General features: G+C 71.8%; 23 protein-coding genes. 11 read left to right on the top strand and 12 right to left on the bottom strand.

What is annotated here, in order from left to right; genetic code table 11:
- The first annotated feature begins 124 nt into the window (after positions 1-124).
- Together FCN18_RS13465 and FCN18_RS13460 are read left to right on the top strand one after the other, a co-directional pair.
- The gene (locus FCN18_RS13465; RefSeq protein ID WP_137095237.1) at positions 125-799 is read left to right on the top strand and encodes a phosphoribosyltransferase; all 675 of its coding nucleotides are present in this window, start codon (positions 125-127) and stop codon (positions 797-799) included.
- Positions 800-873: 74 nt separating this feature from the next.
- Complete coding sequence (locus FCN18_RS13460; RefSeq protein ID WP_137095235.1) at positions 874-1623, top strand: sigma 54 modulation/S30EA ribosomal C-terminal domain-containing protein; 750 nt, start codon at positions 874-876, stop codon at positions 1621-1623.
- A gap of 100 nt (positions 1624-1723) precedes the next feature.
- On the opposite strand, the gene FCN18_RS13455 is transcribed toward FCN18_RS13460, so the two are convergent.
- Complete coding sequence (locus FCN18_RS13455) at positions 1724-3775, bottom strand: PQQ-dependent sugar dehydrogenase (RefSeq protein ID WP_137095233.1); 2052 nt, start codon at positions 3773-3775, stop codon at positions 1724-1726.
- 119 nt (positions 3776-3894) lie between these two features.
- On the opposite strand from FCN18_RS13455, the gene FCN18_RS13450 reads away from it, so the two are divergent.
- A complete protein-coding gene (locus tag FCN18_RS13450) occupies positions 3895-4401 on the top strand; it encodes a 2'-5' RNA ligase family protein (RefSeq protein ID WP_137095231.1) in 507 nt (168 codons plus the stop codon).
- Here the strand turns inward: FCN18_RS13450 and FCN18_RS13445 are convergent.
- From FCN18_RS13445 to FCN18_RS13410, 8 genes are all read right to left on the bottom strand, one after another.
- Positions 4390-5388: a chitinase gene (locus FCN18_RS13445; RefSeq protein WP_112268800.1), complete on the bottom strand. Its 999-nt coding sequence runs from the start codon at positions 5386-5388 to the stop codon at positions 4390-4392. The two genes, FCN18_RS13450 and FCN18_RS13445, sit on opposite strands and share 12 nt — an antisense overlap.
- A 13-nt stretch (positions 5389-5401) precedes the next feature.
- The gene (locus FCN18_RS13440; RefSeq protein WP_137095229.1) at positions 5402-6586 is read right to left on the bottom strand and encodes a beta-1,3-glucanase family protein; all 1185 of its coding nucleotides are present in this window, start codon (positions 6584-6586) and stop codon (positions 5402-5404) included.
- A gap of 92 nt (positions 6587-6678) precedes the next feature.
- Complete coding sequence (locus FCN18_RS13435; RefSeq protein WP_112268796.1) at positions 6679-8100, bottom strand: APC family permease; 1422 nt, start codon at positions 8098-8100, stop codon at positions 6679-6681.
- A 77-nt stretch (positions 8101-8177) separates the two neighbouring features.
- On the bottom strand, positions 8178-8981 hold the full coding sequence (locus FCN18_RS13430; RefSeq protein WP_113644666.1) for a PPOX class F420-dependent oxidoreductase: 804 nt from the start codon (positions 8979-8981) through the stop codon (positions 8178-8180).
- Between the two features lie 71 nt (positions 8982-9052).
- The gene (locus FCN18_RS13425; protein ID WP_170200552.1) at positions 9053-9634 is read right to left on the bottom strand and encodes an ASCH domain-containing protein; all 582 of its coding nucleotides are present in this window, start codon (positions 9632-9634) and stop codon (positions 9053-9055) included.
- Entirely contained in the window at positions 9631-10872 is a 1242-nt protein-coding gene (locus tag FCN18_RS13420) for an MFS transporter (protein WP_170200551.1), read from the bottom strand. Before FCN18_RS13420 ends, FCN18_RS13425 begins: the two co-directional genes overlap by 4 nt.
- Entirely contained in the window at positions 10869-12044 is a 1176-nt protein-coding gene (locus tag FCN18_RS13415; RefSeq protein ID WP_137095227.1) for a MalY/PatB family protein, read from the bottom strand. Before FCN18_RS13415 ends, FCN18_RS13420 begins: the two co-directional genes overlap by 4 nt.
- A 217-nt stretch (positions 12045-12261) precedes the next feature.
- Entirely contained in the window at positions 12262-12777 is a 516-nt protein-coding gene (locus FCN18_RS13410) for a DinB family protein (RefSeq protein WP_112268787.1), read from the bottom strand.
- 422 nt (positions 12778-13199) lie between these two features.
- On the opposite strand from FCN18_RS13410, the gene FCN18_RS39745 reads away from it, so the two are divergent.
- Positions 13200-13463, top strand: coding sequence for a hypothetical protein (locus FCN18_RS39745; RefSeq protein ID WP_206077886.1), 264 nt, complete (start codon positions 13200-13202; stop codon positions 13461-13463).
- 127 nt (positions 13464-13590) lie between these two features.
- Here FCN18_RS39745 and FCN18_RS13400 read toward each other — a convergent pair whose 3' ends face one another.
- On the bottom strand, positions 13591-14391 hold the full coding sequence (locus FCN18_RS13400; RefSeq protein WP_137095224.1) for an ABC transporter permease: 801 nt from the start codon (positions 14389-14391) through the stop codon (positions 13591-13593).
- Complete coding sequence (locus FCN18_RS13395; protein ID WP_137095222.1) at positions 14388-15323, bottom strand: ATP-binding cassette domain-containing protein; 936 nt, start codon at positions 15321-15323, stop codon at positions 14388-14390. Before FCN18_RS13395 ends, FCN18_RS13400 begins: the two co-directional genes overlap by 4 nt.
- A gap of 97 nt (positions 15324-15420) precedes the next feature.
- Between FCN18_RS13395 and FCN18_RS13390 the strand changes: the two genes are divergently transcribed.
- From FCN18_RS13390 to FCN18_RS13375, 4 genes are all read left to right on the top strand, one after another.
- Positions 15421-16173 (top strand): TetR/AcrR family transcriptional regulator, encoded by a 753-nt coding sequence (locus FCN18_RS13390; protein WP_113644660.1) that lies wholly within the window; start codon positions 15421-15423, stop codon positions 16171-16173.
- A gap of 128 nt (positions 16174-16301) precedes the next feature.
- Entirely contained in the window at positions 16302-16553 is a 252-nt protein-coding gene (locus FCN18_RS13385) for a hypothetical protein (RefSeq protein ID WP_206077885.1), read from the top strand.
- A 153-nt stretch (positions 16554-16706) separates the two neighbouring features.
- Positions 16707-17606: an esterase/lipase family protein gene (locus tag FCN18_RS13380; protein WP_137095220.1), complete on the top strand. Its 900-nt coding sequence runs from the start codon at positions 16707-16709 to the stop codon at positions 17604-17606.
- Positions 17607-17714: 108 nt separating this feature from the next.
- The gene (locus tag FCN18_RS13375; protein WP_137095218.1) at positions 17715-18299 is read left to right on the top strand and encodes a TetR/AcrR family transcriptional regulator; all 585 of its coding nucleotides are present in this window, start codon (positions 17715-17717) and stop codon (positions 18297-18299) included.
- A gap of 97 nt (positions 18300-18396) precedes the next feature.
- Here the strand turns inward: FCN18_RS13375 and FCN18_RS13370 are convergent, their stop codons facing one another.
- Entirely contained in the window at positions 18397-19590 is a 1194-nt protein-coding gene (locus FCN18_RS13370; RefSeq protein ID WP_112268773.1) for a TetR/AcrR family transcriptional regulator, read from the bottom strand.
- Positions 19591-19732: 142 nt separating this feature from the next.
- Between FCN18_RS13370 and FCN18_RS13365 the strand changes: the two genes are divergently transcribed.
- Genes FCN18_RS13365 through FCN18_RS13355 form a run of 3 tightly spaced genes read left to right on the top strand, consistent with a single transcriptional unit; the run spans position 19733 to position 22277 of the window.
- Positions 19733-20620: an oxygenase MpaB family protein gene (locus FCN18_RS13365; protein WP_112268771.1), complete on the top strand. Its 888-nt coding sequence runs from the start codon at positions 19733-19735 to the stop codon at positions 20618-20620.
- Entirely contained in the window at positions 20620-21429 is an 810-nt protein-coding gene (locus FCN18_RS13360) for an MlaE family ABC transporter permease (protein WP_137095215.1), read from the top strand. The genes FCN18_RS13365 and FCN18_RS13360 overlap by 1 nt, the downstream gene beginning before the upstream one ends.
- On the top strand, positions 21429-22277 hold the full coding sequence (locus tag FCN18_RS13355) for an MlaE family ABC transporter permease (protein ID WP_112268767.1): 849 nt from the start codon (positions 21429-21431) through the stop codon (positions 22275-22277). The genes FCN18_RS13360 and FCN18_RS13355 overlap by 1 nt, the downstream gene beginning before the upstream one ends.
- Positions 22278-22279: the final 2 nt, after the last annotated feature.

Below are 22279 nucleotides of genomic sequence, written 5' to 3'. Positions count from 1 at the left end.
GTCGAGCCCTTCCGCCACCACCATCGGACACTTTCCGGTGCCCCGCCACCGAGGGACCTTCGACTCTTCACCAGGGCGTCCGTGTGGCCGAGCATCAGCGGTAACCCACCTGGAGGGAAGAACCATGGAGTTCGAGAACCGCCGGGAAGCCGGCCGCGAACTCGCGGGCCGACTGGGGTACCTCCGCGGACGCCACCCGATCGTGCTCGGGCTTCCCCGTGGCGGTGTCGTCGTGGCCCGGCAGATCGCCGACGCCCTCGGGGCACCGCTGGACGTGCTGCTGGTGCGCAAGATCGGCGCGCCGGGCCGTCCCGAGCTGGCCATCGGGGCCGTGGGCGAGGGCGGCGTGCTCGTCACCAACGCCGACATCCTGCGCAGGCTGCGGCTCACCGCTGAGGAGGTGGACGAGGCGGCCCGGCGGGAGCTCGCCGAGCTCGACCGGCGCGCCCTCGTGCTGCGCCGTGGCCGCGCTCCCCTGCCCGTGACCGGCCGGACCGTCGTGCTCACCGACGACGGCATAGCCACGGGCGCCTCGGTGAAGGCGGCACTGCGGGTGCTGCGCGCCCGCGGCGCCAGCCGGATCGTGCTCGCCGTCCCCGTCGCTCCCGCCGACGTGCTCGAGGAGCTCTCCCACAGCACCGACCACACCGTCTGCCCGAACCGCCGCGTCTGGATGCGCGCGGTCGGCAACTGGTACCGCGACTTCTCCGAGGTGTCCGACGCCGACGTGGTCGCCCTCCTGCCCGACCCCGCCGACGACGTGCCGGAGCAGGTCACCGGCCGCTCGCGAGACCGCTGAACCGATCACCCGCCTTGCCCCGGCCCGGCCCGCCGATGATGATCGGGGCGTGAGCGGAAGGTGGTGAGGCCCGGATGGGCAGGCAGCGCTGGACGGGTGGCGTCGTCGTGCAGACCAGGGGCGAGGTGCTGGACAGCGCGCGGGACTACGTGCGCAAGCAGATCGCCGGACTGGCACGGAAGCTGCCGGACCGGCTCGTGTCCGCGCGCGTGAAGCTGGTCGCGTTCGCGAAGCCGAGCGCGCCCGTTCCCGCGCTGGCACAGGCGAATCTCGACGTCGCGGGGCGGGCGGTGCGCGCGCAGGTCGCGGCCGCGTTCTTCGCCGAGGCCGGCGGCCTGCTGCGGGCCCGGCTGCGCGAGCAGGTGGCGTCGCTCACCGGGCCGAGGACTTTCCGGCCGTGGCGCGGGGCTGCCCCGGAGGTACCCGCGGCGCGGTCCCGGGGGCCGAGGGAGATCGTGCGGTGCAAGGAGTTTCCGCTCTGCCGGTGCGACCCCGCCGAGGCGGCGTTCACGATGGACCTCCGCGACTACGACTTCCACCTGTTCGTCGACGCCGACACCGGCGAGGACAGCGTCGTCTACCGCGCGGGCCCCACGGGCTACCGGCTGGCCCGCCTGCACTCCCCCGTGCCACCGCGAGACCGGCCTGCCGTGCCGCTCACGGTCCGGCCGCGGCCCGTGCCGGTGGAGAGCGCGGCCGGGGCGGCGGCGGGGCTCGACCGCACCGAGCTGCCGTTCGCCTTCTTCCGCGACCACGAGACGGGCCGGGGCTCGGTGGTCTACCGGCGCTACGACGGGCACTACGGGTTGATCACGCCCGCCTGAACCGCGACCCGGCCGCAGTGAAGGCCACCTTCCCTGCGTTGAACGCAGGCAAGGTGGCCTTCACTGCGGTTCACCGCGGCCGGAAGGGCTCCGGCCGCGGTCAGGCCCTGGTGCCGCTCACCTCCAGGTTTCGCAGCCTGCCGATGTTGTCGAACGAGCCGAAGCCGACGCGGCCCGAGGCGAACGTCGTGTCGACCGCCGTCATCAGCGGGTTGCGTGCACCGTCGACGTACACCGCGATCTCACCGGTGGCCGCGCAGTGGGTCACGCGCACGTCGTGCCAGCTGGCGTCGGTGATCGCCGGGGCCGCGCCCCGCGAGACCGTCGCGTTCCACTGGTCGTCGATGCGCTCCCGGTCGGCGTTGTTCACCTTGAAGATGCCGTTGTGCGGGTAGATCGAGTTGTCCGATGACAGATGCGCGTAGTAGAACTCCGTGTCCGAGCGGTACCCGAAGACGATGATCACGTCCCGGTTGGCCTCCGTCACGGGGGTGTCGAGCCGGACCTCCGCGTCGACGCGCACCGAACCGTACTCCCCGCCCTTGGTCAGCACGGCGTACTCGAAGGGCCTGCGCGGACCCGGCCGCGCCTCGCCCGCCTCGGCAAGGACCACCTCACGCCCGGGGAACCGCCACTTCTCCGGTGTCACCGGAGCCCAGCTGCCGGCGTCCATCGCGTCGCCGACCCCGGCGCCCGCCGTGCCACAGCTCGAGAACTTCCGCGCGCCGGTGACCTTCCAGATCTTGCCGTTCGCCTTCGCCAGCAGATACAGCTCGCCTTCGGCGTCGCGGCCGAAGCGGAGGTCCACGCGGGCGTCACCGGCGAGCTCGGGCGTGCTGACGCGGTTGCCGTGCTCGTCGTAGATCATCAGCGTGTGGACGGTGGCCGGGTCGTGGCCCCGCTTCATCTGGTTCTGCTCGGTGTAGAACACCCTGCCGTCCACCAGGTCGGCGAAGAGGTACTTGCCGCGCAGCTCCGGGATGTCGCCCCGGTACACGAATCCGCCGCTGATCGCGCGGCCGACGTCACCGCAGTCCCAGTCGGGCGGCGGGTTGTGGTCGTACTGCGCCACGGGGTAGACGTAGCCGTACTTGTCGTCGTCCTCGGGCAGCGGGTACAGCCAGCAGCCGTCGCCCCGCTCGTAGCGGAACGTTCCCTCGCGCTCGCTCCAGCCGAGGTTGTCGCCCTCGCGCACCTCGTAGACCGCCTCGATCGCGTGCTGGCCGATGTGGCCCAGGTACATCCGGTGCGGGCTCCTCGGGTCCCAGCTGAACCGGTGCGGATCGCGCATGCCGTAGGCCCAGATCTCGCCGAGCGCGCCCTCCTGGCCGACGAACGGGTTCGCCCTGGGCACGCCGTACTGGCCGTTGCCGCTGCCGGTGCCGTCCGGGTCGATGCGCAGGATCTTCCCGTGTGGCGTGCTCAGGTCCTGCGGCTCGGTACTGGACACGCCGAGCCCGCCGTCGCCGACGGCGACGTAGAGCAGGCCGTAGTCCTCGTCGTGGCGCGAGGCCGTCGGGTTGAAGTCGATCTGCTGGATGCCGTGGATCTGCTGGGCGAACCCGAACCGCAGAACCTCCCGGTGGGTGCCGCTGAAGACGTCGGCCTCCGGGTCGTCGGCGATCCACTCGGTGACGATGCCGTGGTACCGCGTGCCAGGCTGCGCCGGGTACGTCGTCGGCTTCTCCAGCGCCGCACCGGCTTCGGTGTGGACGGTGTAGAACTTCCCGTTGCGCTGGAACCGCGGGTCGAACGCGACGAACCCGAAGCCCTGCCCCATCCCCCTGCCGGAGAAGAAGTCCGGGAACCTGGCCTTGACGTCGAGGTAGACGTACGGATCGTCGTCGTCGGAGAGGAAGTACAGGTTTCCGTTGAGGTCGGGCACGTACTGCCTGCCCGAGCCGTCCGGCAGCTCACCGAGGTAGTTGATACGCGCGTGCCGCATCAGGCGCGGGTCGGTCGGAGCCGGTGTCGGCTCGGACTTCGGGAACTGGGCGACCTCCTCGACCGTGAGCCCGAGCCCGGAGGTCACTGGGTCCTCGGGGATCGGATCCATGATGGGCGCGTCGGCCTGCGCGGCCGCCTGCGTGCCCGACAGCAACGTGCCCACCAGGGCGACCGTTGCCAGTAAAGACCATCTCGGCTTTGACATCACACTCATCCTCGAGTCCGGGTCCGCCTTGAAAGCGCTTTCCTGAAAGCGCTTGCAGACTCTACAGCCCGTGGGCGCGGGTAAGCAAGCAGTGACCGGGTTCGGTCACAATAAGGCGCATGGTCCGGCTCGCGTTCGCCGTGCGCCCACCGGAGGCGGTGCGCGCGGTCGTCGCCGCCCTTCCCCGGCCCGAGCTGGCGCGGACCACTTGGTCACTACCGGAGCAGTGGATCGTGAAGCTGCGGCCGCTTGGCCACGTGCCGTCGTCCCTGCGCGAGCCGCTGCTCGGCGCCGCGGCAGCGGCGCTCGACGGTGCGCCGGCACCGCTCGCGAGGCTCGGGCCCGCCACCCACCGGCTCGCGGGCCAGTGGCTGTCGGTGCCCGTCAACGGGCTCGACGAGCTGGCGGCCGACATCTTCGCGGCGACGGAGCCGCTGGTTCCGGTGACGCATCCGCAGCCGTTCCGGGGCGAGCTGGTGCTCGCGCGCGGACGGCCGCCCCGGGAGCTGTCCGGGACGGCCATCGAGGCGGCGTGGCGGGTGACCGAGGTGCTGCTGGTCGCCGACCACTCCTCGCCGAGGGGACCGCGCCTCGAGGACGTGGGCGCGATACCGCTAGGTGAGTGAGTCCAGGTGGGCGCGCACCGGGCCGGAGAACGAGCCGCCGCTCGCCGCGTCCCAGTTGACCGACCACGTCATCACGCCGCTGAGCCCGGGAAACGGAGTCTCCGGCACGTAGGACCCGCAGCGGCTGCCCGTGGTGAGGCAGTCGAGGGCGGCGGTCACCACGTCGGGGCTCACGTACCCGCTGCCCGCGGCCGACGACGTCGCCGGCAGGCCGAGCGAGACCTGATCGGGGCGCAGGCGCTGGAGCAGGATGCACGCCTGCGCGGTGATGAAGTCGACCGTGCCCTGTGTGACGACCTGGCCGTGGCAGCCGTTCATCGACCCGGAGTTGTAGTACTGCGTGTGCACCACCGTGATCAGGTCCTTGACCTGGTCGATGAGCTGGAGGTAGGCCCCGCCCGGCTGCACGTCGAGGGTCTGCGGCGCCATCGTGAGCAGGAAGCCCTCGCCCATCCGCTCGCGCAGCCGCTGGATCGCGCTCGCCATGTTGGCGACGTCGAAGCCGTGCTCCAGGTCCACGTCGAGGCCCTGGATGCCGTACTCGGCGGCGATGGCGGCGAACGAGTCGACGAAGTTGGTCACGTTCGCGGGGCCGCCCAGGTCGACGTCGCCGCGCTCGCCGCCGATCGAGAGCACCACGGATTTGCCCTCCGCCTTCTTGGCGGCGATGTCGGCCTTGAGCGCGGCCTCGTCGTAGCCGCCGAGCGCGCTCGACAGGCCCGGGTCGACGCCGAAGGTGACCGCGCCCGGGCGCGCCGGGTCGGCCTCGGCGAACGCCAGCACGATCACGTCGTAGGCGGCGGAGACGTCGGCGACCCGCAGCGGGGTGGCGCCGTTGACGAAGTTCTGCCAGTAACCGGTCAGCTGCTTGCCGGGCAGCGCCCCGGCGGGCGTCGGCTCCGCCGTGGCGGTGGCCCCGGCGAGCAGCAGCGCGGCACCCGTGGCCGCGGCGGCGAGCAGCCGGGAGAATCGGCGCGGGATCCTCATCGGAGGTCCTTTCCTAGAACGGGGTGAGGGTGACGGTGACCGAGGCCGGCGCGGGATCCTCGATGTAGGAGGCGAACCCGGCGACGTCGTCGAACGCGAAGCCGTAGGCCTTGCCGTCCACCGTGTTGGCGTGCAGGACACGGGCGTAGTGGTTGGTCACCGCGTGCCCGTAGAACGAGCCGGGGTCGGTGCCGGGCTGCGTGGACCCCGTGTGCAGGATCGAGCGGTTGAACCCGGCGCCGAGCACGGCCGCGACCGGCCCGGTCACGCCGTCGTTGGGCGCCGCCAGCGCGCCGTCGCAGAACAGCACGTCCCGCGTCGACGGTTTCGCGAAGGGCCGCGTGGTCTCGCCGGTGTCCTTGGTGAACACGAAGTTCCCCGCGCCGTCGACGCGGCCGGTGAAGCCGCCGCCCTCGGTCTCGATCCGCAGGTCGGTGCCCGAGTAGCGGTTCCACACCTCGTCGATGTAGGTGGCGAAGTAGTCGGCGCGGAACCGCCCGGAGTCGAGCCCGTGGCCAGGTGCGATCACGCGGAGGTCGTCGACCACGAGCGAGCCGAAGTCCTGCTGGGCGGCGAGGTCGGCGAAGATCCGGTCCCGTCCGCCGTCGGCGAGCGTGCCCGTGGTCTGCGAGCGCTCGCCGTCGAGCCGGATGGCGAGCGGCACGCTGAACTGGTCGACCATCGTGGTGTTGCAGTACATGCCTGGCCGCAGGTTCGGCGTGCCCGGTGCGACGTGGGTGAACTCGACGAAGTCGTGCAGCACCGGGAAGTTCGGGTCGGATTCCACCCAGCCGGCGGGGTACTGCAGGGCGGCCCGGCCCGCGCCGTCCCCGACGGCCTTGAACCTGAGTTTCCGGCCGAGCGCGACGTACACGCGACCGGACATGGTGGGCAGGTTCAGCCGGGTGGGGCCGCTCGCGGCGAGCGGGATGGCGTAGTCGGTGAACCCGTCGGACCCGTTGTCCGACAACGACACCGGCACCGCTCTGCCGTCCGGTGTCACTCTGCATTGGACGTTCGAGACCAGGTCAGTGCCGACGATGTAGACCCAGACCGAGCTCCCGGCGAACTCACCGGACTCGTTGACGATCGTCAGCGGGAGGGTGGCCTGCGCGGTCCCGCGCGCCCACGCCGTTCCCGTGGGCAGGGCGAGCGCCGCGGCCCCAAGCCCGGCGAGGAAACTTCTGCGACCCAGCATTGGTATGAACCCTTCGTAGCGAAGTGGTTCGAACCAATATGCGGGCATAGGGGACCCGCCGCAAGAGAAAGGCGAAAAGTTGTCGCGTCTTGTCAGCGATTGTCCCCCACACGGACCGCATCGATCAGCCGGTCCTCGGCGTCGGCCCCCGGCCCGATCCGCGGCAGGCGCAGCACGAGCACGACCCCGGCCAGCCACCACAGCCCGACGATGACCCACTCCCATGGCCAGATGAGCTGCGCGGGCATGCCGGGCAGGAACAGCACGCCCGTGCCGAGGCTCAGCACGATGGCGAGCACACCGACCGTGCGGCCGGCCGGCACGCGGAACGGGCGCGCCATGTCCGGCTCACGCCTGCGCAGGACGAGGAAGCTCAGCGCCACCATCAGGTAGGCCGCGATGATGCTGAGGCTGCCCGCGTCGACCAGCCACACCAGCATCTGCTCGCCGAACAGAGGCGCGGCCACCGACAGCCCGCCGACGAAGAGCACAGCGTTGGAGGGCGTGCCGAAGCGAGGGTGCACCCTCGCGAACCAGCGCGGCAGCATCCGGGACGACGCCATCGCGAACAGCAGCCTGCTCGCGCCGATCAGGAAGCCGTTCCAGCTGGTCAGGATGCCCGCGATCCCGCCGAGCACGAGGACCGTGCCCATCGCGGGGCTGTTCCAGAGCGCGGACATGGCGTCGGCGGTGGGCAGTTCGGCACCGGCCAGCTGGTCGCGCGCGAGCCCGGAGCCGACCGTCAGCATGATCATCACGTACCAGGTGACCGCGAGCAGCACGGAGACGATCAGCAGTGTGCCGAGCCGGCGGGGCGGCAGTTTGATCTCCTCCGCCGACTGCGGGATCACGTCGAACCCCACGAACAGGAACGGGGTCGCGACCAGCACGACCAGCAGCCCGGACAGCCCTCCGGAGAACAGCGGCTCCATGTTCGCCGTGGACCCGCCGACGAAAGCCCCGATGGTGAGCAGCACCCCGACCGCGAGCAGGAACAGCACGGCGATGCCCTGGAAGACCGCCGCCGGCCGGACCCCCACGTAGTTGAGGGCCGTGATCACGACGGCGCCTGCGACGCCGACGGCGACCCACGTGGCGTAGACGTCGTAGCCCGCGATGGACCACAGCCTGCCCGCGGGCAGCTCGGGCACGAGGTAGAGGAGCGTCTGGGGGAGCGCGACCGCCTCGAAGGCCACCACCGACACATAGCCGAGCACGAGCGTCCAGGACGTGATGAACCCGGGGCGGGAGCCGAGGGCCCGCAGCGCGTAGTTGTGCTCGCCGCCGACGGCCGGCATGGCCGACACGAGTTCGGCGTAGGTGAGCCCCACGAGCGCGACGACGACGCCACCGAGTACGAAGGCGAGCGCGGCACCGAGGCTGCCGGCGTCCTCGAGGAAGCCGCCCGTCAGCACGATCCAGCCGAACCCGATCATCGCGCCGAAGGCGATCGCGAGCACGTCCAGCCTGCCGAGCACCCGGACGAAGCCGCCCCTGGTGGTGTGGTCGGTCATGTGCCCACATCCCTTCCGTGCCGCCGGAGATCAACAGGGTGCTGATCCCGGCGGCTCGCGTCAAGGGCGCGGGCGGGTCACATCGGTGTCAGTTCGAAATGGACGGTCCGGCCGGTCTTGGCCCGGGCCAGCCGGTGCGTGAGTGGCACGACGACGCCGTGCAGGAGCGGGTGCTTGCGGCGCAGCATCCTCGCGGCGTGCCGGTTTTCCTCCCCCGTCAGCCTGCGCATCTTGCCGGAGACGGCGGGCCCGGTGGGCACGCCCCTGCCGGTCGAGGGAGCGAGCTCCACCCTCGGGTCCCTGGCCAGCCGCCGGGTCTTGAGCGACTTCTCGAAGCTGCGCACGTAGGCGTGGTCACCTTCCACCGCGATGCTGACGGGGCTCGCGCCCGGCCTGCCGTCGCGGCGGTAGGTGGTGAGGCTGACGGTCTTCTGGTCGGCGAAGGGGACCAGCGCGGGAACGGTCGCGGCGGTCACGGCGCCGACCACGTAGCCGCGCCAGCGCAGCCGCAGCACCAGCGCGGCGGCCACGAGCACCGACACCACGCCCAGCGCCGCCGCCTGCGCGACGTTCCCGCCCAGGTCCAGGTCGGTGCCGTGGTTGACGGTGTGGATGGTGTTGGCGAGGAGGAAGCCCGCCAGCACGGTCGCGAGCGCGTCGGCCCAGATCAGCGCGAGCAGCAGGCCGGTGCCCAGCCCGATCTGGAACGCGCCCGCGTCGTGCAGGAAGTGCACGTGCGACGAGGATCCGGTGAAGCCGGTGAAGTCGGCGAATGAGCCCGGCGCCGCGAGTGCCCAGATCCCGGCGGCCAGCATCCCCAGCCCGGCGAGTACGGTCACCACCTCGACGAATACCTGTGCCCCGCGTTGCCGTGCGGTCATCGCTGCTCACCCTCCCGTTGTCCCGACGGTGTGTGAGGCGTTGACGAGACGGTGGCGGGGAATGTGACGCCTCAGGTGCCGAGGGAGGCGAGGTAGGCGGCCCCGCGCGGGGAGATGCGGTAGCCGACGTCGAGGCTGTGGGTGAGGCCGAGGTTCTTGAGCTTGCGGATGTCGAGCTTCAGCTCGTCCTTCTCGCGGCCCAGCAGTTCCGCGAGGTCTGCGGCGCGCAGGCCGGGATGCGCCGCGACGGCCCGCAGGACCTCGTGCGTCCACGGGCTGTGCCGAACTCGTCGGTCGAGCCGCGCGAGGCGGGCGGCGATGTCGGCGAGCTGTTCAGGCGTCAGGTCGGTCTCGGCGCTGAGCGCGTGCCGGGGGTCCTCACCGCCCCAGCCGACGCCGATGCGGAACACCGGCGCGTCGGCCGGGCCGCGCAGCGACGCCAGCACCGCACGCGCAGACGGCTCCCCCGCCTCGGCCGCGTCGGCGTCGGTGATCGCCGAAGGGTCCACCGGGGTCACCGACTCGATCCGCACGACGCCCCACGCCGTCGTCAGGGTGTCCCCTGGCCGCACGCGGGACCGGGTCCACCGGCGGTAGACGGCCGTGACGGTTCCCTCGGCGACGCCCCTGGTCACCGCGTGGGTGAGGATCACGCCGGCTCCCCTCTCCCCCGGGCGGCCGAGTACAGCCCGATGCCGATCATCAGCGCCGCCGCGCCCGCGGCCAGCCAGCCGTAGGAGGCGAAGGCGACCACCACGCCCGCGAGCGAGCCCCCGATCGCGGCCGACCCGTTCATCACGAGATCGGACACGCCCTGCGCGGCGGTGCGCGTGGGCGCGGGCACCGACTCCGACAGCAGGGCCGAGCCCGCGACGAGCCCGCACGACCAGCCGAGGCCCAGCAGGAAGAGCCCGATGCCGAGCTGGACGGCGTTGTCCGCGGCCGCGGCGCCGCTGACGGCCGCGGCGGCGGCCGTGATCACCGCGCCCGCGACGATCACGGGGACGCGGCCCGCCCGGTCGGCGAGGTAGCCCACGAGCGGCGAGAAGCCGTACATGCCGAGGATGTGGACGCTGATGACGAGCCCGATGACCGTCAGCGAGACGTCGACATGGTGCATGTGCACGGGCGTCATGACCATCACCGACACCATCGCCACGTGCGACGACGCGATGGCGCACAGCCCGACGAGCGCCCTTGGCCGGGCGGCGATGTCGCGCAGGGACGCCGCGAAGCCGGTCCGCTCGTGCCCGGTCGCTGCGGCGCCGAGCCCGGCGAGCCGCAGCGGGTCGGGGCGCAGCAGCGCGAACAGCAGCAGTGCCGCCACGGTGAAGGCGACGAACGTGACGAGGAACGGTCCCGCGAGCGGAGGGAGGCCGATGACCGTGCCGAGTCTGCCGGCCGGTTCGGTCAGGTTGGGGCCGAGCACCGAGCCGACCGTCGTCGCCCACACGACCGTCGACAGCGCCCGCGCCGCGCGGCCGGGCGCGGCGAGGTCGGTGGCGCCGTAGCGGGCCTGCAACCCCGCAGCGGTCGCGGCGCCGAACAGCAGCAGTCCCAGGAACAGCAGCGGGAGCCAGCGCAGCGTCGCCGCGGTGACCACGAGTGCCGCGCCCGCCGCACCGGTGAACAGCCCGGACACCAGGCCGGTACGCCTGCCGCGGGTCCGGGTGAGCCACGCGAGCGGCACCGCCGCGACGGCCGCGCCGAGCACCCCGAGGGTCTGTGCCAGTCCCGCGACACCGTCGGTGCCGGCGATGTCGGCGGCGATGAGCCCGCCGACGGCGATGCCGACCGCCACGCCGAGCCCGCCCAGCACCTGCGCGGCCGAGAGCACGGCCACCGTCCGCCGCTGCACGGCCGCCCGCTCGGCGGGCACCACCGCGCTCACGCGCCCGCACCGGCCGCGGGCACCGCGGCGGCCAGGTCGGTGACGACGCGTTCCAGGATCGGCCTCGGGGTGGCGAAGTTGAGCCGGGCGTGCCCGCGCCCCGCCTCGCCGCACTCGGGGCCGTCGACGAGCACGACGCGCGCGTGCTCGGCGAAGAACGTGCCCGGGTGGTCGCCGAGCCCGAGCTCACGGAAGTCCAGCCACGCCAGGTAGGTGCCTTCGGGCAGCGTGCACCGCACACCGGGCAGGTGCTCCGCCAGCAGCTCGCCGAGCGCGGCCCGGTTGTGGCCGAGGTAGGCGAGGACGTCCGCGAGCCACGGCTCGCCCTCGGTGTAGGCGGCGGTGTTGGCGACGACGCCGAGGTTGCTCGCGCCGTGCATGGCGAACATGCCGACCTCGGCGAAGCGGGCCGCGTCGGCGTCGTTGCTCGTGATCAGCTGGGCGCACTTGAGACCAGGCAGGTTCCACGCCTTCGACGCCGAGGTCGCCGTGACCGTGTGCGCGGCGGCGGTCTCGGACAGCGACGCGTACGGCACGTGGCGGTGGCCGGGGTAGACGAGCGGCGCGTGGATCTCGTCGGAGAACACCCGCCCGCCGTGGGCGTCCACCACCTCGCACAGGGCGGCGAGCTCCGCCTCGGTGAACACGCGCCCGACCGGGTTGCCGGGGTTGCAGAGCACCAGCAGGTTCCCGCCGGCGCGGAACGCGGCGGCGAGCGCGTCGAGGTCGAACACGTACCGTCCGCCCTCGCGGGCCATCGGCACCTGGAGAAGCCGTCGGCCGAGCAGTCCCGGCACCTCGAGGAACGGCATGTACGCCGGGGTCGGGAGGATCACCGGGCTGTCCGGCGCGGAGAAGTGCGCGATGGCGACCTCGAGGCCCTTGACCACGTCGGGCAGCGGGAAGATCCGCTCGGCGGGCACGGTCCAGCCGTAGCGGCGGGCCTGCCAGCCGGCGCAGGCGCGGGCCATCGGCTCGGCGAGCCCCGGCGAGAGGTAGCCGAAGTTCATCCCGTCCACGGCGGCGTGCAGCGCGGCCAGGATCGGCGGGGCGGTGCCGAAGTCCATCTCGGCGACGAAGGCGCCCAGGTGGTCGTCGCTGTGCAGTGTCCACTTGACACCGCCCCGCGCCCGCAGGCTCTCGACGGTGACGGTGTCGAACGGATGGCTCACACCAGCGATCGTGTCACCGCGACCGTGACGGCCACAAGCGGGTTTGCCGGTAACGAGACGTCACGGCACCGCGATAACGGGTCGCCAACCCGAGGGAAGGGGGCCTTAGCTGTCCACATAGGACGATCGCGCCGTGGTCCCGGCCCGGCCGCAAGGGGCTCGCGCTCGCGTCGCTGGTGCTCGGCACTGTCGGTCTCGTGCTCGCTGGACCTGATCGTCACCCCATCGTCTTCGCGCCGTCGATGGCCTCGCGGATGATGTCGGCATGCCCGGCGTGCTGGGCGGTCTCGGCGATGAGGTGCAGCAGCACCCGCCGGGCCGACCAGCGGGCGCCCGGCTCGAACCACGGCGCCTCCGGCAGCGGGTGCGAGGCGTCGAGGTCGGGCAGGCTCGCCACGAGCGCGTCGGTACGGCGTCCGGCCTCCTCGTATGCGGTGAGCAAGCCCGTGAGCGTCTCGCCGGGCAGCATGCGGAACCCGTCCTCCCAGCCGTCCCCGCCGCCCGACATCGCCTCGGGTCCGCGTTCGACGAAGTCGAGCCAGCTGTGCACGACGGCGGTCACGTGCTTGATCAGCCCGCCGATGGACAGCTCGCTCACCGTGGTGCGCGCGGCGGCCTGCTCGTCGGTGAGGCCGCGGGCGGTGAAGGCGAGGAAGAACCGGTGCTTCCCGAGCGTCTCCAGGAGGTCCGCGCGCTCGCCGGTGACCGTCTTCTCGATGGCGATGGTGGTCATGGTCCCGTCCTCTCGGTTCTGGCTGACGACCTGAACACTACGGGCGATTCCGGCCACTTTTCGTCCGCAATCGGAAGAGGTTTTTCTCCCTCTCGGGAGGGGCGCGGGACCCGCTCCGGCGGGAGGCCGCGCCCGGCGTGCGCGACGACCGTGGAACCCATGACCACAGCTCTCGCCACCGCCGACCCGCTCGCTCGCGACGGCCGTCCAGCCCCGCGCTGGGCGGTGGTCGCCGCGCACCTCGTCCCCCTCGTCACGCTGCCGTCCGGGCTCTGGCGGATCCTGCTCGGGCTGGGCCTGCCACTCGGGCTGCGCGACGGTGGGCAGGAAGTGCACCTGCACGGCGCGGACACCGCCTACGTGATCGGCCTCAGCATCGGTATCGAGCTGCTGGCGTTGCTGACGCTGGGCCTGGTGCGGCCGTGGGGCGAGCGGCTGCCGCATTGGGTGCCGGTGCTCGGCGGCAGGCGGATCAGGTCGCCGCGATCGTGCCCGCCGCGCTGGGAGCGGTGGCGGTGGAGGCGATCTGGCTCTTCGCCTTCCGTGACCCGACCCTTGCGGGCCTGGAGTTCACCGGCGACGGCTGGAAGGCGCTGCTGCTCGCCTGCTACCTGCCGCTGCTGCTGTGGGGACCGCTGCTGGCCGCGGTCACCGTCGCCTACTACCGGCGCCGGTGCCGCGGCTGACCCGTCCGCAGTGAAGGCCACCCTGCCTGCGCCCGCCCGTCTCCCTCCACCACCCAGACGGAGGCGCTCCGCGCCGCTGAGTCTGATTCCATGCAGTGATGGTGGCCTTCACTGCCGAGCTGATGGGTCACCCCGCGGCCCGGCGCCGGAACAGCCGGCCCGCGAGCGGCACGACCACGACGATGATGCCCGCCCACCACACCACCGCGAGCCAGGCGGCGTCTCCCACCGGCGCGCCCGTGAACAAGGCCCGCACCGCGTCGGCGACGTGGCTCACGGGCTGGTTCTCCGCGAACGCCCGCAGCCCGTCGGGCATGGTGCTCGGCGGCACGAGCGCGCTGCCGACGTACGGAATGAACACGAGCGGCATGCTCAGCCCGCTGGCGCCCTCGACCGTCTTGGCGACAATCCCGAGCACGGCGGCGATCCACGACACGGCGGTGGCGAAGAGCAGGAGCAGCCCCAGCGCCGCGCACCACTGCCCGAACCCGGCCTGCGGCCGGAAGCCGACCAGGAAGCCGACACCGATCATCACCGCGATCGAAATGACGTGGCGCACGAGCGCGGCCACCACGTGCCCGACGAGCACGGCCGATCCCCGCACCGGCATCGACCGGAACCGCTCGACGATCCCTTCCTGGAGGTCCGAGCACACCGCGACGCTCGTGGCGGTGGCGTTGAAGGTGACGGCCACCGTGATGATCCCGGCGAGCACGTAGTTGACGTAGGAGACGCCGCCGGTGCTGATCGCGCCACCGAAGAGGTAACGGAACATCAGCAGCAGCATGATCGGCAGGAAGAACATGAGCATCAGCTGCTCGGGGCTGCGCGCGATGTGGCGCAGGCAACGGCCGATCAGCGCGCGCGAGTCGTTGAGCGCCCAGTACGCCGAAGGGCCGGCAGGGGCGGGCGGGGTCACGGTGGTCATCGGGTGCCTCCGGTGGGCTGTCCGGTGAGGGTCAGGAAGACGTCGTCGAGCGTGGGCTCGGCGACGAAGAGCCGGTCGGGCTCCACACCGGACTCCGCGAGCTGGTCGAGCATCCGCTTGACGTCCTTGGCGTGCTCGACGGGCAGGCTCAGGGCCAGCGGGCCGCCTGCGCGGGGCTCCTCGGCCGCGAGGACCCGGCTCGCCGCCGCGAGCGCCCTCTCGTCGGCGAAGGTCAGCTCCAGCCGCTCGGCGCCGACGTGCCGCTTGAGCTCCGAGGGGCTGCCCTCGGCGACGATCCGGCCGCCGTCCACCACGGCGACGTGCCCGGCGAGCTGATCGGCCTCCTCCAGGTACTGCGTGGTGAGCAGCACGGTCACCCCGCTCGCGAGCAGGTCCCGCACCGTCTCCCACACGCCGCCGCGGCTGCGCGGGTCGAGCCCGGTGGTGGGCTCGTCGAGGAACAGCACCGGCGGCGACGTGACGAGGCTGATCGCGAGGTCGAGCCTGCGCCGCATCCCGCCCGAGTACGTCCGCACGAGCCGGTCAGCGGCGTCCTCGAGGTCGAACCTGGCGAGCAGCTCCCGGGCCCGGCGTCTCGCCGCGCCCGTGCGCAGGCGGAAGAGCCTGCCCATCAGCACCAGGTTCTCGTAGCCGGTGAGCAGCTCGTCGACGGCCGTCTGCTGCCCGGTCAGCCCGATCGACCCGCGCACCGCCGCCGCCTGCGCCACCACGTCGTGACCGTTGACCCTCGCGACGCCGCCGTCGGGTTCGAGCAGCGTGCTGAGGATCCGCACCGTCGTCGTCTTGCCCGCGCCGTTGGGACCGAGCAGCGCGAGCAGGCTCCCCCGCTCGACGCTCAGATCGATGCCCTTGAGCACCTCGATGTCCCCGTAGGACTTCCGCAGCCCCCGCACTTCGATCGCCTGCTCCATCGTGGAGCCCCCTATCCAACTGTGTATCAACTACACTATTTCGTGTAAGTGATACACAGTTTTAGGATGGTCGTCAAGCACGACGAGTTGGGGTGTGATGGCGGAAGATCCGAGGAAGCGCGTCGAGCTGCTCTGGGGAGCCTCCGAGCGGCCGAGCCGGGGCCCGAAGCCCAAGCTGACGCTGGAGGACATCGTGGCCGCCGGGGTGCGCGTCGCCGACGAGGAGGGCCTGGAGGCCCTGTCGATGCAGCGCGTGGCCAAGGAGCTCGGCTTCACGACCATGTCGCTGTACCGCTACGTGCCGAGCAAGGAGCGGCTCGTGGAGGTCATGCTGGACCGCGCCTCCGACGGTCCGCCGGTCTTCACCGGCGAGGTGCGGGACTGGCGCGAGGAGATCGAGGCGTGGGTCCGCGCGCTGTGGGCGATGTACCGGCTGCACCCGTGGGCGCTCGAGGCCAAGGTGAGCGCCCCGCCCATCGGGCCGGGCCAGCTGGCCTGGTTCGAGGCGGCGCTGCGGCCCCTCGCCCACGCTGGGCTGACCGACGGCGAGCTGATCTCGACGGTCATGTTCCTGCTGGGCGCTGTGCGGGAGCTGGCCGGGATCGCGTTCGGTGTCGAGCGCGCCCGCGCGCAGGCCGGGATCAGCGCGGCGGAGTCCGAGGCAGGCTACGACGCCCTGCTACGCGAGTTCGTGGACGCCGAGCGATTCCCCTCGCTGGCGAAGCTCGTCAGCGAGGGCGCCTTCGCACCGTCCGGCCTGGCCGACGAGGGCGTGGACCTCGATCTCGACTTCGGCGTGCGGCGGGTCCTCGACGGCATCGAGGCCTACGTGGCGGCCAGGCGGGGCTGAACCCGCCTCCGCACACCTGCCGGGGAACGGTCCGGCTCCGGAAAGAGTCCGAGGAGATGTGCGGGCCGGTGTCGAATTCGCGCCGCCGGGTCCGACGTACTGGTGAAGGACCTCGGAAGGAGCCCGCCATGGACACCACCAGCCGCAGCTCGCTGGCCATGCTGAAGGCCGTCGCCGCCGGCCGCGCGCAGCTCACGTGCAGCCGCGAACCCGACCTGTTCGTCGACGGCGTGCCGTGCTGCGACCAGTTCACCGCGCACGCGCTCAGCCACCACGGGCTCATCAGGCCGGGCAGACCCGGCCTGATCGGGCAACGGGTGCCCGCCGTGCTCACCGACGCGGGGCGGGAACTGGTCGCCAAGCAGCCGGTCGCCGCCTGAGGGCGTTTTGGCACGGCCCGCCGGAGAACGGATCGGCCATTTGTCACGCCGATGACAAAGAAATGGCGTCCACCCGGACGGGGTATTGAGCCCGGAGCTTTCCCGCCACCATTCTCGTACGGCAATTCCGGCCCCGAGAACCGAGGAAGCTCAATGACGAGACGACCGCCCTTCGCCCGCGCACTCGCCGCTTTCGCCTTGGCCACCGTCACCGCGCTGGGGGCCGGAACCGCCCAGGCCACACCACAAGCGGAAGCTCCGCCCCAGCACAACTTCGTCTCCGCGCTCACCTATTCGCTCGCCCACCCGACGGCGACCCCGCCCGGCGCCAACGATTTTTCGTGCCGCCCCGGACCGGAACATCCGAATCCGGTGGTGCTGGTGCACGGAACGTTCGAGAACCGCTACAACAACTGGGCCGCACTGTCACCCCGGCTCGCGGAACAGGGCTATTGCGTTTTCGCGCTGAACTACGGCGGCCTTGCCGGGAACCCGATCCAGGGCACCGGCGACATTCCCGCGTCCGCCGCCCGGCTCGCCGCGTTCGTCGACGACGTCCTCGCGGCGACCGGCGCCGAGAAGGTCGACCTCGTCGGGCACTCGCAGGGCAGCCTGATGCCGCGGTACTACATCGATAACCTCGGCGGCGCGGCCGAGGTCGCCTCGCTCGTGGCGCTCACGCCGTCCAACCACGGCACCACACTGTTCGCGCTGAGCAAGCTGCTGAACGTGATCCCCGCCGAGCTCGTCAACCTGCTGTGCGCCGCGTGCCGCCAGCAGTTCGCGGGCTCGGACTTCCTCACGGAGCTGAACGCGGACGGCGAGACCGATCCGGCGGTGGACTACACCGTGATCGCCACCGTCTTCGACGAGGTGGTGACGCCGTACACGTCCTCGTTCCTCGCGCCGGCTCCGAACGTCACCAACCAGACGCTGCAGGACTTCTGCCCCGGCAGGCTCACCGAGCACGTCGGGATCTCCTACGACCCGGCGGCACTGCGGCTCGTTGAGAACGCCCTCGATCCCGCGAACGCGAGCCCGCCCGTGTGCTGACGGGGCCGCCACAGCCACCGGACCAGGCCGGGCACCCCGCGCATGAGCACTTCTGCGTCCGCCGGGCCCTAAACTTGTCAATGACTAGACTCGTCGTAGGATGCCCGCATGGCCGCACCCCGCTCGTACCACCACGGCGACCTGCGCCGTGCCGTTCTCGACGCCGCGATCGAGGTGATCACCGCGGAGGGCCCAGGCGCGGTCAGCCTGCGTGACCTCGCCCGGCGCGCCGGCGTCTCCCACGCCGCGCCCGCGCATCACTTCAAGGACAAGGCCGGCCTGCTCACCGCGCTGGCCGTGGAGGGGTACGAGCTGCTCGCGGCGGCGTTCGGGCAGGCACTCGGCGCCGGCTCGGCCAGGCTGGAGGAGCTGGGGGTGCGCTACGTCCGCTTCGCGCTGGACCATCCCGCGCACTTCGAGGTGATGTTCCGGCCGGACCTGCACCACCGCGACGCGCCCGAGCTCGTCGCCGCGCAGGAACGCACGGGCCGGGTGCTGCGCGACGGGGTCGCCGCGATGCCGGCCGCGCGGCGGGGCGACGACACCGGGCTCGCCACGATCGCCGCGTGGTCGCTCGCCCACGGGTTCGCGACCCTGTGGCGGGGCGACAACCTCCGCCGCCTCGTGGCCGATCGCGCACCCGAGGACCTCTTCCGGAATACGGCAGGCCTGCTCTTCGGCGAACGCGGCTGAGGGCGCCGGAGCGCAGGGGCCGAACCGCAGTGAAGGCCACCTTCACTGCGCCCAACGCAGTGAAGGTGGCCTTCACTGCCGAGCCTGAGCCGCGCCGCTAGCTCGCGAGCGCGGCGAAGACCAGGTGCTTGATCTGGTCGGCGTCGGTGTGCCGGTGCCGGGCCATCGAGAGGTCGTGCACGATGTTGAGCGCCGCGTGCACGGCCAGCCGCGCGTAGCTGGTGCGCGTGTCCTCCCGCACGGCGACCACGAGCCGCACCCACTGCTCCACGTGCTCGCGCTGCACCTTGCGCAGCGCGTGCCGGTCGTCGGCGGGCAGGTTCCCGTACTCCGACAGGTAGACCGCGGCCAGGTCACTGTCCAGATAGGAGAACTCGATGTAGGCGTCCACCAGCCTGCGCAGCGCCTCCCCAGGGTCGCGCGCCCCTTCGATCGCCGTGCTCGTGGCGACGGCGAGCCGGTCGGCCGCCCGGTAGTAGACGGCGGCGAGCAGGTCGCCCTTGCTGGCGAAGTGCCGGTACACACTGGACCCGCCGATACCGGCGGCGGCACCGATGTCCTCCATCGTCACGGCGTGGAACCCGCGCTCGCGGAACGGCCGCAGCGCCGACACCAGTAGCCGCTCGCGGCGGGACACGAAGTCGCCGATGGCGGCCGGAAGCGGGTGCCCGTTCCCGGCGGCGGCGAGCCGGGGCGGCAGCCCGGTGGCGAGCACGCCCAGCGCGATCGCGCGCAGCCCAGCCGCGGCGACCCTCGGGGAGACCTGCGTGCGGTGGGTGGAGAGGCTCGCGATCGCGCTGCACGCCGCGGCCGCCAGCGTCGTGCGGTCGGCGGCGGGCAGCCGGGGCCGGGCCTTGCCGAGGAGGTCGGCGATCGCGCCGACGAGCGAGGTGATCGTCGCGGTGAACCGCGCGTGGTCGTCCGCGTCCAGGTAGCGGCGCTCCCACTGGTAGAGCTGCACGCCCCGGCGCCGCTCGACCACGACGGCGCTCAGCGCGCGGACCACCTGGTCGAGCCGTTCCCACGGCGGTCCGGAAGCGGGCACCTCGGCCAGCACCCCTTCGATCGCCGAGGCGAGGTCCGCCGCCGCGTAGGCCAGGATCGCCTGCTTGTTCCGGAAGTGCTTGTAGATCGCGGGGCCCGTGATGCCGGCCTCGGTCGCGATGTCCCCGAGGCCGACGGCGTGGTAGCCGCGTTCGCAGAACAGGTTCGCGGCGATCGTGGCGAGCTGGGATTTTCGGTCGGTCCGGCTCCGGGTCGGCGCCGCGGGCACGGGCTCCGACTGCTTCATCGCGTGACCTCCGACTCGCACAACCGTTGTCCTGGCTAACGATTCGACTCTACTCGGGCGGATCGAGCACGACTTGACAACGACCCATGTCAAACAGCTAGGTTAATCGGGATTCGCAACGGTGCCATCACGGAGGCCAGTCATGGACGACGACACCATGGCCGGAGCGGGCGAGCTGCCCGGGCCCGGCTCGGTGACGTGGGAACGCTTCGCCGCCGCACCGGGGGTCTTCCTGGCGGGCACCGGCCTGCTGCTGCAGGTGGCGCATCCGGTGGTGGGCGCCGGGGTGCTCGACCACTCCGAGTTCAAGGAGAAGCCGTGGGTGCGGGCCTGGCGCACGCACCTGTCGACCATCCGCTTCGTGTACGGCATGGGCCAGGGCGCCCACGCCGAGGGCCGCAGGCTGCTCGAGCTGCACAAGGGCATCAAGGGCGTCGACTCCGAGGGCAGGCGCTACCACGCGCTCGATCCCGAGGCCTACGCGTGGGTGCACCTCACGCTCGCGAAGTACATGGTGGACACCGCCGCGTGGTTCGGCGAGCCCTTCACCGACGCCGAGCTGGAGCGGATGTGGCGCGAGTTCCGCGCCGTCGGCCTCGCCCTCGGGATCAAGCCTCAGCACCTCGCGCCCGGCTGGAAGGCCGCGCAGTCGCACTTCGACGAGATGGTGAACTCGACGCTGGAGGCCAACCGGAGCACCGAGGACGTGCTGGCCGCGCTCACCCACCCGAAGAAGCCGTGGCCACTGCTCCCGGATCCACTGTGGAAGGTCGTTGCGGTGCCGTCGGGCAGGCTGGTGCGGATGACGACGGTGGGTACCCTGCCTCCCGTGCTGCGCGAACGGCTCGGCCTGCCGTGGACCGATCGTGACCAGCGCAGGCTGGAACGCTTCGCCCGCACGGTGCGGGCGGTGTACCGCAGGGCACCCGAGCCGCTGCGCCTCGCCCCGCTCGCCTACGGGGTCGTGCTCCGCGCCCGCAAGAGGGCGCGTGCGAATACCGGTTCACCAAGGTCCGTACGGGCGGCGTGATGAGCTTCGAGGCGCCACCGTCCCGCACGGCGCTCGGCGACGCGTTCACGCAGGTCGGCATGCTGCTGAACTTCTCCGTGCGCACCTTCTCCACACTCGGCACCGTCCTCGCCCGGCGCAGGCTCGCCTGGCGTGAGGTGCTGGAGCAGGCATGGTTCCTCGCGTCCGTCACCACCTTCCCGTCCCTGCTCGTCACGATCCCGCTCGGCGTGGTGGTGGCGCTCAACGTCGGCTCGATGGCGGGACAGCTCGGCGCCGAGGGCTACGGCGGCGCGGTGGTGGCGTTCGTGATCGTCGCGCAGGCCTCCCCGCTGATCTGCGCGCTGATGATCTCCGGCGTCGGCGGCTCCGCGATGTGCGCGGACCTCGGCGCTCGCAAGATCCGCGAGGAGGTCGACGCCATGGAGGTGATGGGCATCCCCGCGGTGGAGCGGTTCGTGGTGCCCAGGGTGCTCGCGGCGATCCTCGTCACCGCGCTGCTGGCCTGCCTCGTGATGGCCGTCGGGATCACCGCGAGCTTCGCGTTCCAGGTGATCGTGCTCGGCGACTCGCCGGGTAGCTTCCTGGCGAGCCTGACCCAGTTCTCCCGGCTGGAGGACTTCCTCGTCGCCGAGCTCAAGGCCGTGTGCTTCGGGATCCTCGCCGCGCTCGTGTCGTGCTTCAAGGGGCTCACGGCCAAGGGCGGTCCGAGCGGCGTCGGCGACGCGGTGAACGAGGCGGTGGTGCTGGCGTTCATCCTCGTGTTCGTCGCCAACACCGTGCTCACCGAGCTGTACTCGGCGATCGTGCCCGCACGCGGGGCGTACTGATGGCGGTCGGCATCCTCGGCGGGTACCCCGCACGCGCTGCCAGACCGGTGGTCGACGCCTTCGCCGCGCTCGGCCTGCACTCGACGTTCTACGCCAGGGTCCTGCTGCACGTGCCCACCGCGATGCGGCGGTACTGGCGGCACGTCATCCGGCACGTCAGCGAGATCAGCTTCGGCTCGGCGTCGCTGCTCGCCGGGGGCGGCACCATCGGCGTCGTCTTCGCCATGTCGGCCGTCGCCAGCACCCAGATCGGCCTCGAGGGCTACCGGGGGCTCGACCTCATCGGCCTCTCCCCCATGACCGGCCTGATGTCCGCGCTCGTCAACACCCGCGAGATCGCCCCTGTGGTGGCGAGCATCGCGCTCGCCGCCAAGGTCGGCACCGGGTTCACCGCCCAGCTGGGCGCCATGCGGATCTCCGACGAGATCGACGCGCTGGAGACGATGGCCGTGCCCTCACTGCCATTCCTCGTGAGCACGCGCATGGCCGCGGCGTTCATCTCGGTGATCCCGCTGTACCTGGTGGGCCTGTTCGCCTCCTACGCGGCGACCAACCTCGCCGTGGTCAACATCAAGGGCCAGTCCAGTGGCACCTACGACTACTACTTCCACCTGGTGCTCACGCCCACCGACGTCGGGTACTCCCTGCTCAAGGCCGTGATCTTCGCGATGATCATCACGCTGGTCCACTGTGGATACGGCTACTACGCCGGCGGCGGGCCCGAGGGCGTCGGCAAGGCGGCTGGCCGCGCGCTGCGCACGAGCATCGTCGCCGTGACGGTGCTGGACGTCGTCCTGACGCTCGCGTTCTGGGGCCCGAGGCCCACGTTGCCGGGACTGGGGACGTAGGC

It is taken from the genome of Prauserella endophytica (genome assembly GCF_005146945.1).
Taxonomy (GTDB): domain Bacteria; phylum Actinomycetota; class Actinomycetes; order Mycobacteriales; family Pseudonocardiaceae; genus Prauserella_A; species Prauserella_A endophytica.
The sequence above is the reverse complement of the archived record's forward strand: the minus strand, read 5'-3'. Positions and strand labels throughout refer to the sequence as shown.